This window comes from Bradyrhizobium valentinum (assembly GCF_001440405.1).
Taxonomy (GTDB): Bacteria; Pseudomonadota; Alphaproteobacteria; order Rhizobiales; family Xanthobacteraceae; genus Bradyrhizobium; species Bradyrhizobium valentinum.
The window spans coordinates 1-11,038 of the sequence record NZ_LLXX01000242.1 but is presented as its reverse complement, the minus strand read 5'-3'; the positions used below and the strand labels follow the sequence as shown (position 1 = coordinate 11,038).

General features: G+C 62.9%; 11 protein-coding genes. 5 read left to right on the top strand and 6 right to left on the bottom strand.

The annotated features are described in order from the left end of the window. Positions 1–191: 191 nt before the first annotated feature. Positions 192–401 carry a hypothetical protein gene (locus CP49_RS41635; RefSeq protein WP_057855876.1) on the bottom strand — a complete coding sequence of 70 codons (210 nt, stop codon included), beginning with the start codon at positions 399–401 and terminating at the stop codon, positions 192–194. 216 nt (positions 402–617) lie between these two features. On the opposite strand from CP49_RS41635, the gene CP49_RS41630 reads away from it, so the two are divergent. After that, entirely contained in the window at positions 618–998 is a 381-nt protein-coding gene (locus CP49_RS41630) for a DUF4864 domain-containing protein (protein WP_057855875.1), read from the top strand. Between the two features lie 58 nt (positions 999–1,056). Here the strand turns inward: CP49_RS41630 and CP49_RS41625 are convergent, their stop codons facing one another. Continuing rightward, entirely contained in the window at positions 1,057–1,704 is a 648-nt protein-coding gene (locus CP49_RS41625; protein ID WP_057855874.1) for a glutathione S-transferase family protein, read from the bottom strand. 176 nt (positions 1,705–1,880) lie between these two features. Further along, positions 1,881–3,098, bottom strand: a complete 1,218-nt coding sequence (locus tag CP49_RS41620) for an MFS transporter (protein ID WP_245311145.1) — start codon at positions 3,096–3,098, stop codon at positions 1,881–1,883. Between the two features lie 326 nt (positions 3,099–3,424). On the opposite strand from CP49_RS41620, the gene CP49_RS41615 reads away from it, so the two are divergent. From CP49_RS41615 to CP49_RS41605, 3 genes are all read left to right on the top strand, one after another. Continuing rightward, complete coding sequence (locus CP49_RS41615; RefSeq protein ID WP_057855872.1) at positions 3,425–3,859, top strand: hypothetical protein; 435 nt, start codon at positions 3,425–3,427, stop codon at positions 3,857–3,859. A 145-nt stretch (positions 3,860–4,004) separates the two neighbouring features. Then, a complete protein-coding gene (locus CP49_RS41610) occupies positions 4,005–4,466 on the top strand; it encodes a cupredoxin domain-containing protein (RefSeq protein WP_057855919.1) in 462 nt (153 codons plus the stop codon). Positions 4,467–4,586: 120 nt separating this feature from the next. Next, complete coding sequence (locus CP49_RS41605) at positions 4,587–5,645, top strand: AI-2E family transporter (RefSeq protein WP_057855871.1); 1,059 nt, start codon at positions 4,587–4,589, stop codon at positions 5,643–5,645. A gap of 357 nt (positions 5,646–6,002) precedes the next feature. On the opposite strand, the gene CP49_RS41600 is transcribed toward CP49_RS41605, so the two are convergent. Further along, the gene (locus CP49_RS41600) at positions 6,003–6,845 is read right to left on the bottom strand and encodes a GNAT family N-acetyltransferase (protein WP_057855918.1); all 843 of its coding nucleotides are present in this window, start codon (positions 6,843–6,845) and stop codon (positions 6,003–6,005) included. Positions 6,846–7,048: 203 nt separating this feature from the next. On the opposite strand from CP49_RS41600, the gene CP49_RS41595 reads away from it, so the two are divergent. Then, positions 7,049–7,465 (top strand): hypothetical protein, encoded by a 417-nt coding sequence (locus CP49_RS41595; protein WP_156438938.1) that lies wholly within the window; start codon positions 7,049–7,051, stop codon positions 7,463–7,465. Between the two features lie 121 nt (positions 7,466–7,586). Here the strand turns inward: CP49_RS41595 and fsrB are convergent, their stop codons facing one another. Together fsrB and CP49_RS41585 are read right to left on the bottom strand one after the other, a co-directional pair. Next, the gene (fsrB, locus tag CP49_RS41590) at positions 7,587–8,876 is read right to left on the bottom strand and encodes a siderophore utilization protein FsrB (protein ID WP_057855869.1); all 1,290 of its coding nucleotides are present in this window, start codon (positions 8,874–8,876) and stop codon (positions 7,587–7,589) included. A 102-nt stretch (positions 8,877–8,978) separates the two neighbouring features. Next, on the bottom strand, positions 8,979–10,973 hold the full coding sequence (locus CP49_RS41585; RefSeq protein WP_063791855.1) for a TonB-dependent siderophore receptor: 1,995 nt from the start codon (positions 10,971–10,973) through the stop codon (positions 8,979–8,981). Between the last annotated feature and the right edge of the window lie 65 nt (positions 10,974–11,038).

The window sequence follows — 11,038 nt, the reverse complement described above, 5'->3', positions numbered from 1 at the left end:
GGCCGCCCGCCGCTCACGGTCAAGGCGGGCGAAGCGTTGGTCGAGCCGCCCAAAGTGCCGATGACCGGCTATAACCGCAGCACCACCGAGACAACCAAGGTTGTCATCTTCTATGTCAGCGCCAACGATACGCCGTTCCTGGACTTGCACTCGCACTAGCCCGGCGGCTTACCATTGCGGCGACAGCCGTCTCAGGCTATGCCCAATCTTAAAAGCATCATGCCATAGTCTTCGTCCGGCTCGCGCACGACCGGCGGTTCGTCGTCGTCCTCCTCGTCCTCTTCTTCCTCGTCCTCGTCGTCTTCTTCAGGATCCCGGGGCGGTATCGTGTCGTCCATGATCGCGAAGAGACTCCAGTCGATCAAGCTGGTGGGAAATTCCTCTGATATGTGTGGGGTCATGTTGTTGCTCCTTCGGCTCCGGTTTCCGCATGGAAGTGCCATTAAGCAGCATCGGGGCGTCCGTTGAGGCGCTTGAAACAAGCTGATAGGTGACTGGGCGGTTCCCTGGTTCCAAAAGAACATCTCCGCCGTGCCGCCAACGGATCGGGAACAAGCGCTTCCACCCGAAACTCCGTGGGTATAAATTTCCATAACCGTCGATCGGAGGGCCCTTGCATGCGCGCGCTCGGGCTTGCTTCACCGGCCGTCGCCGACGACATCGCCACAGCGCAAAGCGTGATCCGCGCGCAGGAGCAGGCGTTCAGCCGCGACGATGCTGCAGCGGCCTATTCCCATGCCGCGCCCGAGATCAGGCAGATCTTTCCGCAGGCCGACATCTTCATGCAGATGGTCCGGCAAGGCTATGCGCCGGTCTATCGCCACAAGAGTTTCGAATTCGGCGAGGCGCGCGCCGCAGGCGGCCACATCGCCCAGCGCGTCCACATTGTCGACGACAATGGCGAAGCCTGGGAAGCGATGTACACGCTGGAACAGCAGCCTGATGGCAGCCTCAAGATCACGGGGTGTTCGCTGTTGAAGGCCGGACAAGCCGTCTAGGGTCAGAACCCATGAACTGAACGAAAAACCCGGATGACAACTTCGAGCCGGACCTCAATCAGCCGGCCGGCGGCTTGTTAACCGCCAATTGAGCGTCGAAGGCACGCTTGTAGGCGGGCCGCGCTTCGCCGCGGGCCACATAGGCGGAGAGGTTCGGATATTCGTCCAGCAAACCCGACGCTCTCAACCTGAGCAGCACCGACACCATCATCAGGTCGCCCGTGCTGAACGCGCCATCGAGCCAGTCGGCATCGCCAAGGCGAGCGGAAAGCTGGCCCAGCCGGTCACGAACGCGATCCAGGACCAGAGGCATACGTTGTGCGGTCCAGGGCTTGTCGCCCTCAAAGATCGTGGCGGTCATAAGTTCAAGAATTGGCGGCTCCACCGTGCTGAGCGCGGCGAATATCCATGTGATCGCGCGCGCCCTTGCATTGGCATCGTCCGGCAACAAGCCCGCATGGTGCTCCGCGATATGGAACACGATCGCCCCCGTCTCGAACAAGCCGAGATCGCCTTCCTCATAGGTCGGAATCTGCCCGAAAGGATGCAGCGCCAGATGTGCGGGTTCCTTCATCGCTCCGAACGAAACAAGACGAACCTCGTAAGGTTGGCCTACTTCCTCCAGCGCCCAGCGAACGCGGGTATCACGCGCCAGTCCCTTGCCGCCATCCGGTGACCGTTCAAAGGCGGTAATCGTGATGGTCATCGTCAGGCTCCTCTCTGGCGAAAATGATAGGCTGCGGGGCTGGCAAGCTGTCAAGGCAAACTCACCGAGATTGATTGGCGGCGTATCTCAATGCGCTACGACCGCTGCGCTCGCACGCGTCTCAGAAGGCCTGACCAGCGTCAGAAATCCGCACGCTGCCGCGCGTGTGTGCGTATTCAGGTGGCAAAGCCGGTGCCTGTTTTTGCGGAATACCCGCGCGCCCGCATCAACAGCAACAGCATCACCGCGATGTTCAGCGCGTTCCACGCCAGCCCGTTAGCGAACGCCGCGCTGTAGGAGCCCGTGGCGTCGAAGATCGCGCCGGAAATCCACCCGCCGAACGACATGCCGAACACGGAGGCGAAGATCACGATGCCGACGCGGGTTGCGGCCTGCGACGCCGGCATCGCCTCGCGCACGATGATCGCGTAGCTCGGCACGATGCCGCCCTGGAACAGGCCGAACATCGCGGAGATGATGTAGAGCGAGATCAGGCTGTCGAAGAACAAATAGAACAACAGCGCGGTGCCTTGCGCCACCGATCCGATCAGCAGCGTGCGGATGCCGCCGATCTTGTCGGCGAGGAAGCCCGAGCCGATCCGGCTGATGATCCCAAAACCCAGCATCAGCGACAGCATTTCGGCGCCGCGCGCCACGCCATAGCCGAGATCGCCGCAATAGGCGACGATGTGAACCTGCGGCATCGACATCGCCACGCAGCAGGCGATGCCGGCCAGCGACAGGATCGCGGTCAGCGCATTGGTGGAGAGCCGCAAGTCGACGCGCGGCGGCGCCGCGTTCTCGTGATCGCGCTGGGCTCCCGCCCCCATCAGCATGCGCAGGCCAACCAGCGCCAGCGTCATCGCCACCGCCGTGAAGATGCCGATCGCGATATGGCTGGTGCGCCAGCCCATCTGCTCCATGCCGAAATTCACCAGCGGCGGCCAGATCGCACCGCCGATGTAGTTGCCGCTGGCGGCGATGGCGACCGCGAGCCCGCGGTAGCGGTCGAACCAGTGCGAGGCCTCCGCCATCAGCGGGCCGAAGGTCGCCGACGAAGAGAGCCCGATCGCGAAATGCACCAGGATGAATTGCCAGATCGAGGATGACATGCCGGCTACGATGTAGCCCAGGCCGAGAATGCCGATGCCGAGCCCGATCGCGGTGACGATGCCGTAGCGGTCGGTGATCTTGCCGGTCAGCACCCCGCCGGAACCAAATCCGAGCATCACCATGGTGAAGGCCAGAGAGGCGGCGCCCCGGCTCGCCCCAAACTCCGCCTGCACCACGGGAAGCGCGACCACCACCGACCACATGCCGACACTGCCGAGCGAACCGATCAGCACGGCCACGGCGAGCCGGGTCCATGCCCGACGCGAATCGGGAACGAACAGGTCGGAATCTCGGGTGAGTTCAGAAGAAATTGCCACGGCGGACGCAACTTCGTGGCCTATTCGCCTAAGGTCAAGCCACAATGGCGCGATATTGGGCATGCAGATGTGGAGGGACGACCTCCGCCGTCATCCCCGATGTGCAATTGCACATCGGGGATGTGCCCCCTTGGCGCAGGCCCGGAATCCATTAAGCCGCATAGCCAGTAGCGAAATGGATTCTCTGATGTGCAACTGCACATCAAAGCTCGCGCTTCGCACGCCCCGGAATGACGGAGAGAACGAGCTGCCACCTTGGCGAAATCGATAGCGGGCACTAAATTGACGCCATGTTCGTTCGCTTGACGAGGCCTGTGCGCGTCAAGGCGGGGTGGTTTGTCGCCCTGCTATATCTGTTTTGCGTGCTCGCTCCGGGTGTTGCGCTCGCGTTCGGCGATGCTGCGTCGTGCCTGATGGTCAGGCTGCAGCCGGTCGCTGCCGCGCATGTACATGCGGCTGCCGCCTCGCATGAGCATGGTGAGACACATCAACATCACGAACATCACGCCGGCGCCGGCAACGCCACGCAGGAGCACGCCAAGCATCAGCATGACGGCAAGGGCTCGCCGGGATCCTGCTGCGCCATGTTCTGCCTTTCCGCGATCGCGGCCGATCTGCCCGCCATCGCAAAACCCCTGCAGCCGATCTCGCTCTGCGTCTCCGGGAATTTCCAGCACCTGCCGGGCAAAGCGCCCCCTCTGCTCTACCGCCCTCCCATCGCCTGACCTGACGTAACGACACGGCCAGCCGCGCTTGCGACTGCGCGCGCATGCCTGTGGTCCGTCAGAGCGTTCAATCATGTTTGCGCAGCTTGCGGCGTCTTGTGCCATTGCGCAGCGCATTCCGACAAAACACGAGAAAGAACATCGAATGAAAACCATTGTGACAATCCTGCTGGCGCTAACCGCGCTTTCGGCGCTGCCGCGCCTGGCGCACAGCCATGAACAGCACGCCCACCAAAGCTATGCGGCGGGCGAGCCCGGCGATCCCAAAAAGCCTTCCCGCACCATCGAGGTCGGGATGAGCGAGATGGCCTACGCGCCCGCCCGCATCGAGGTGAAGCGCGGCGAACAGATCCGCTTTGTGATCCGCAACACCGGCGAGGATGACCACGAATTCCTGCTCGCCACCACGGCGGAAAATCTGAAACACGCCAAGGCGATGATGGAGAACCCGCATATGGAACATGACGAACCGAACGGTGTTCGGCTTGCACCGAAGAAATCGGCCGAGATCGTCTGGAAGTTCACCAAATCAGGCACGTTCGAATATTCGTGCCTGATCCCCGGCCACCGCGAGGCCGGCATGGTCGGCCAGATCCTGGTGAAATAGGCCCCGATGAAATGAGCCACAGGTAAAGCGAAGGCGGCATGCCGGTAAAAGTTTCCTGTTTTCGTCGCCCCTGATCCACTACAACCGGGCCCAATCCGAAAGCTGGGAAGCGAGACCGCCGTGCGAAGGATCGAAAATCAGACGTTCCTGCTGCTGCTTGTCGCCGTCACGCTGGCGTTCGCCTGGGTGCTGTACCCGTTCTATGGCGCCGTTCTCTGGGCGGTCGTCGTGGCGGTGATCTTTGCGCCGGTTCATCGCAGGCTGCTCGCGGCGACGAATGGCCGGCGAAGCCTTGCTGCCGCGGTCACCGTTCTGATCATCATCGCGATGGTCATCCTGCCGCTGTCGATGGTCGCGACGTCGCTGGCCCAGGAAGCATCGAGCCTGTTCGCGAAGATCCAGTCCGGCGAGTACGATTTCGGCGGCTACCTGCAGCGGATCGTCGAGGCCCTGCCGGCATGGGCGACCGGGCTGATCGAGCGGCTCAACCTGACCGATTTTTCAGCCCTGCGCGAAAAGCTCGCATCCGGCCTGATGCAGGGCGGCCAGGCTCTCGCCCCGCAGGCGCTCAACATCGGGCTGAACACGTTCGACTTCGTGATCGGGCTCGGCATCATGCTGTACCTGCTGTTCTTCCTGCTGCGCGACGGCAGGGCACTGGCGGAACGAATCAAGGAGGCCGTTCCGTTGCAGCGCGCTCAAAAGGCAGCGCTGTTCGCCAGATTCGCCGACGTCCTTCGGGCGACCGTCAAGGGCGGCGTCCTGGTTGCCATCGTTCAGGGCGCACTCGGCGGCATCGCATTCTGGTTCCTCGGAATCCACGCAGCCCTGCTATGGGCCGTGCTGATGGCGTTCCTGTCGCTGGTCCCTGCCGTTGGCGCGGCGCTGGTCTGGCTTCCGGTTGCGATCTACTTCCTGGCGACCGGCGCCATATGGCAGGGCATCGGGCTGATCCTCTACGGCGTGCTCGTCATCGGCCTAGTGGACAATTTGCTGCGTCCATTCCTGGTCGGCAAGGAAACCAAGCTTCCGGACTACGTGGTGCTGATCTCCACGCTCGGCGGCATCGACGTCTTCGGCCTGAACGGTTTTGTCATCGGCCCGCTGATCGCCGCGATGTTCATGGTGAGCTGGGAGATTTTTTCCGCATCGCGGCGAACGCCGCAGGAAACCGGTTAGGCGCTACGCGTCATCGGTTTGCGACCCGCATTAAAAGTGCTTTCTCCGGCGGACCATCCGATTTCAAGCCAGGCGTTCCCAGCGCGAACGCGGTCACGAGCAGCAGAATGCTCGCGCAGATGATATGCAGGTAGAAGTGATCCATCGGCACTAACAAGCAAAGGTGCTACCCGTTCCCTGGGAACCGGTGATTAAGCAAGTGATCTGATTATTGTGCCCGGATCCAACCTTTGTGCGGTGGTCAGTGCGTCAGATGGGTGGAACAACTTGTCCGCCGTAGCTCGACGACCGAAAGCGATACCCATCAGTTCGCGTCGACGGACGCGATCGCTTCGCAGGCCAATCGATTCCGCGAACCTACCCCAGCTCAAAGCTGGTGACGCCGAACACCCGCTCCAGCCGCAGCGACGGAATCGCGCCGGTGTACATGCGGGCCGTCTCGAACACCGGCGCTAATCCCAAATCCTGCGCAAGCGCGACGGCGTCACGATTGATGCCGGGCACATCCAGAAAGATCTCGCCGCCGCCCACCTTGGCGAGCAAGGCGGACAACACCGTTTCGGCGGTGGCACGGTCATCGGCTACCAGCGGGCCGATCTTAAAACCTTTCCGGCATGGCCGGATCACACCCCAGCCGGCCAGCGTTCCATCCCGCACCAGCGCGCAACCGGTATGCCCGGGCGCGCCGATCCAGGCCCGCAGGAACCCAGATCGCGACGCCGGAAACACTGTCGCATCATCCGCCTCCACCGCCGCCAGCGGGACTTCGTTCAGCGCAACAACACCGGCCCGCGGCGCATCCGGCGCCGCGACCGTGCCGCCATAGCGGACGTTGGCGTAAGCGAGCTTAAACCCGGACTTTCTGTAATTGTCCTGCTGCGCCACCACGCCATCGAGCCCGATCACGCGCGGGCCCGCATGCGCGATGGCCGCATTCCATATGCGCAGGCCGTAGCCGCGGCCGCGCAAGTCCGGCCGCACGATGTAGAAGCCGAGAAAGGCAAAGCGCGCATCATAATTGACGCAGGAGACGATCGCCGCCGGCGCGCCATCGAGCTCGCCGATGAAGAAGCCTTTTGGATCGACAGACGCGAAACAGGCGTCGTCAGCGAGGCCAGGATTCCAGCCTTCGGCCGCGGCCCAGTTTATCGCGAGCGAGATTTCGTCTGGTTGCATCGGCCGTATTGTGAAGGTGTTCATGACGACAATCCTATCGATACGCATCCTCAGCCGTCATTGACGCCGCTGCGCAATGCCTGCGTCCTCAACTCGCAATGTGGATGCACTGTGGGCAGTCCAGAAATGGCACACATCTTGGCGCAGAATATGATTGCACCGTGCGGATTGTTTAGCGAAAATTAATCATGCTGGCTGGCGAGGCTGCGTTGTTGGAGGTTTCACACATGTACCGATCATCGCTCACGCTGGCCTTTGTTGTCCTGTACTCGGCGGCCGCCGCGGCCAGCGACCTGTCATCCGTCTACGTGGCGCCGGGCGGAATCTACGCGCCTTCATCGGACGTCTATGTGCGTCCGGGACCTTCCCATCGGCCTTACGCGGAACCCGGTTACGGATATCGGCCCTCTTACGGAACGCCGGCCCCCGTATACCGCGCACCGGCGTCGGTGTATGGCGAGTACGGACCGGCCTATGTCGAACGCGCACCCGCCTATCCCGAGCGTTACTACGCTCAGGATCGCTACTACGCGCAGGAACGCGACTACACATTGGAGTATGCGCCGAGGCCGCCTCTGCCCGTGCCCTACCGTGCGCGGGCGCGATGCGACGACGGCTATGGCAGGTGGGCCTACTGCGATTAAAACCCGCAGCAGGTAGGATGGGTGGAGCGCAGCGATACCCATCACTCTCTCCGCACGCTGATTGATGGGTTTCGCTTTCGCTCTACCCATCCTACGCGGCCGCGGAACGAGCTCGACAGAGCTATTCCGCGGGCGCGAGCTGTCCGGTCGAACGTGTGGCAGCAGTCTCGCGCCGTCGGACACGAGCGCGGCGCTTGCGCCACCAGATCACGACGCCGGTCACCGACAGCGCCGCGACCACCAGTCCCATGATCGAAATCAGGATACGGCCGGGCAGGCCGACGATGCGGCCGGAATGCAGCGGGAATTGCGCCTGCACGAAGATATCAGCGGCGGTGCCGACCCATGGCAGTCTCGCGCCTATCGGGCGTCCGTCCTCGCTGTCGTAATAAAGCTGCGCCGGGCCGACGCCGCCTGCACCGTGATCATCGCCGGGGTGGAAGAAGGCCGCGGCATATACGCCGTGGGCCGGGCCATAATTGATTGAGCCGACCGGTGTGGTCCATCCGCGGCTCTTGCCGTCGGCCGCCGCACGCGCCGCGATATCCGCAAACGTGACCTTGGGTTCGATCGGATCGTCGAGATGCCGGTACGGGCGCTGCTCATACGGCGTCGGGGTGTAGTCCGACACCGTCTTCATCAGGGGCGAGAACACCTCGAAATACAGGTTGAGCGAGAACGCCGTAAAGGCGATCACGAACAGCAGCGCCCAGGTCCACAGGCTGAAGGCGCGGTGGATATCGAAATTGATGCGGTAGCCACTGCCCGAGGTCTTGATCTTCCAGGCCGGCGCCCAACGCGCCCAGAAGCCGCGGCCGAGCTCGCGCGCAACGGCAGGCGCCCGCTCTGCTTTGGCGCGGCGACGCGACGGCAGCGTCAGATAGAAGCCGACGAAGCAGTCGATAGTCCAGATGATGGCGATGACGCCAAGTACGCGCATGCCCCAGCGGTCGCTGCCCCAGAACTCCGGAATGTGCATGGTGTAGTGCAGCTTGTAGAGGAACGAGACGAAGTTCTCGCGCGTCACCGGCCACACCGCGCCCCAATAGCGCCGCCCGAGTTCCGCGCCGGTGTTGGGATCAAGGAAGATCTGATTGTAATCGAGGTTGAACCGCTTGCCGGTGGCCGGGTCGATCCGCGGCAGCACGAAGAACCACAACGAATGATCTTTTTCCGGCGTCATGAACATGTGGACGACACGCGCGCGCGGATCGCGCTGCTCGATCAGCTTGACAAGATCGACAGACGGAATCGCGGGACCGCTGCTCGTCACATCGAACAGGTGCGCGTTCAAGAGGTCGTCGAGCTCGTGATCCCACGAGATGATCGCGCCGGTGATTCCTGAAAAAAACAGAAAGCCGGCGGTGAGAAGGCCGGCCCAGCGATGCAGTCGCCCGAAGATCGATTTCATGGCTTTCGCCCGTGCTGTTGGGGTTGCCTCAATTATCAAACATCGTCACCGCCGATCGACCGACCGGCGGTGACGTATCCGTCGCTGTGTGTCGCAGCCTGTTCACCATCGATAGGTCAGCTTCGCGATCACCTTGCGGCCTTCGGCGTAGAAGCAACTCGTGTAGCCGTAGCAGGCCGCGACATAGCGGGTGTCGGCGATATTGGTGACGTTCAGCGCCAGGCGGTAGTTATCCTTGGTATAGGCAAGCAACGCATCGACCGCCGTCGACGCCGACACCTTGAAGGTGTTGGCGTCATCGCCGAAGGTCGAGCCGACATAGCGAATGCCGCCACCGACCTGCACGCCGGCGAGCGGCCCGCCCTGCACCGTGTAGTCGCTCCACAGCGAGAACCGATTGAGCGGCACCGTGGTCGGCGCCTTGCCGACGTTCACGGGATCCTGCGTGACCATCGCGTCGATGTAGGAGTACGCGCCGCGGATGTTGAAACCTTCCACCAGCGTCGCGGTGCCTTCGAGTTCGACGCCGCGCGATTTCACCTGCCCGGTCTGCTCGGGAATGTATGCCGGGGGCGCCCCGAAGGTGACGACATTGGCCCGCGTCAGGTCGAAGGCCGCCAGCGTGATCAGCGCATTGATCCCGACCGGCTGGTACTTCACGCCGACTTCGTACTGGACGCCGGTTTCCGGCTTCAGCAGTTCGCCCGCGGCGTTGACGTTGAGCACCGGCAGGAACGATTCGGCGTAGCTGAAATACGGCGCGATCCCGTTGTCGAAATTGTACATCACGGCCGCGCGGCCGGTGAATGCCGAAGCGTCCGTTGAGGCGGAAGTCCTGTTGAGGTGATTGTCGAGGTCGGTCGTGGCAAAATCCTGCCGGCCGCCCAGCAGGAACGAGAGCCGGCCGAGCCTGATCTGGTCCTGCGCGTAGAACCCCATCTGCGACTGCCTGACGCCCTTGTCGTCGTACGGGCCGTCATTGGTCCATGTGTTGGCGTAGACAGGCGCAAACACGTTGATCTTGCCGGTGCTGTACCCTGAAGCGGCGTCCCGGAACGAGGTGTTGCGGTAGTCGATGCCGAACAACGCGGTGTGGCTCAGGATGCCGGTGACGAACTTGCCCTGGAGCTGGTTATCGACCGCGAAGGAGTTGATGGTCGATGCACCGCCGGCGCCGTAGCGCGACATCAGGCCGGCGGCTTCGTCGGCCGGCGAAGCGTAGCCAGTGCCGTAGAAGCTGCGTTGTTCGTTGTGCATCCACGAATAACGCAGGTTCTGCCGAAACGTGATGGCCTCGTTGATGTCGTGCGAGAGCAGGTAGCCGACAGATGCCTGTTCGGTGTCAAACTGGTTGAAGTTCGGCTCGCCGCCGAAAAAAGTATTCCGGATGAAGCGGCCGTTATTGGCAAACGCGGTGCCCGATGCCGGCAGGAACTGCAGGCCCCAGCCGGCTGTGTCCTTTTGATAATTGGCCAGCAGCGTGATGGTGGTGTCGTCGTTCGGCTTGAACGTCACCGCCGGCGCGACGAAGACGCGGTTGTCCTTGGTGAAATCGACCTGGGTTTCGCCGTCGCGGACGACACCGGTCAGGCGCCACAACACGGTGCCTTCCTTGTTGGCGGGGCCGCCAACGTCAAACTGGCCCTGATAGCGATTGAAGCTGCCGCCCGACACCGACATCTCGCCGAACTGGTAGGCCGTGGGCAGCTTGCTGACATAATTGAGAATGCCGCCGGTGCCGCTGCCGCCATACATCACCGAGGACGGCCCCTTCAGCACTTCGAGTCGCTCGGCACCGTAGGCCTCGAGGCCGAGGAAGTGCACGTATTGGCTGCTGGGCAGCCGGAGGCCATCGAGATAGAGGCCCGGCATGGTCATGTCGAAACCGCGGATCTGCAAGCCCCCGAAGCGCGTGTCGGAGCCGCCATTGACGTCGCCGCTGACGCCGGCGGTGTAGCGCAGCGCGGCACCGACCGATTCCGCACCCTGGTTCTTGACCTGGTCGGTGGTGACGACGGAAATCGACTGTGGGGTTTCGATGATCGGCGTGTCGGTCTTGGTTGCGGTGCCGGTGCGGGTCGCGACGAAGCCGCGCACCGGACCATTGGCGCGTTCGCCGGCGCCGGAGCCCGCTGCGGCCGCAGCCGACGCCGCTTGCGGCG

Excerpts from the sequence above, each read along its gene's own strand:
- fsrB (WP_057855869.1), bottom strand. The coding sequence starts at position 8,876 with ATGAAATCGATCTTCGGGCGACTGCATCGCTGGGCCGGCCTTCTCACC.
- CP49_RS41625 (WP_057855874.1), bottom strand. The coding sequence starts at position 1,704 with ATGACCATCACGATTACCGCCTTTGAACGGTCACCGGATGGCGGCAAG.
- CP49_RS41610 (WP_057855919.1), top strand. The coding sequence starts at position 4,005 with ATGAAAACCATTGTGACAATCCTGCTGGCGCTAACCGCGCTTTCGGCG.
- CP49_RS41630 (WP_057855875.1), top strand. The coding sequence starts at position 618 with ATGCGCGCGCTCGGGCTTGCTTCACCGGCCGTCGCCGACGACATCGCC.
- CP49_RS41600 (WP_057855918.1), bottom strand. The coding sequence starts at position 6,845 with ATGAACACCTTCACAATACGGCCGATGCAACCAGACGAAATCTCGCTC.
- CP49_RS41615 (WP_057855872.1), top strand. The coding sequence starts at position 3,425 with ATGTTCGTTCGCTTGACGAGGCCTGTGCGCGTCAAGGCGGGGTGGTTT.
- CP49_RS41595 (WP_156438938.1), top strand. The coding sequence starts at position 7,049 with ATGTACCGATCATCGCTCACGCTGGCCTTTGTTGTCCTGTACTCGGCG.
- CP49_RS41635 (WP_057855876.1), bottom strand. The coding sequence starts at position 401 with ATGACCCCACACATATCAGAGGAATTTCCCACCAGCTTGATCGACTGG.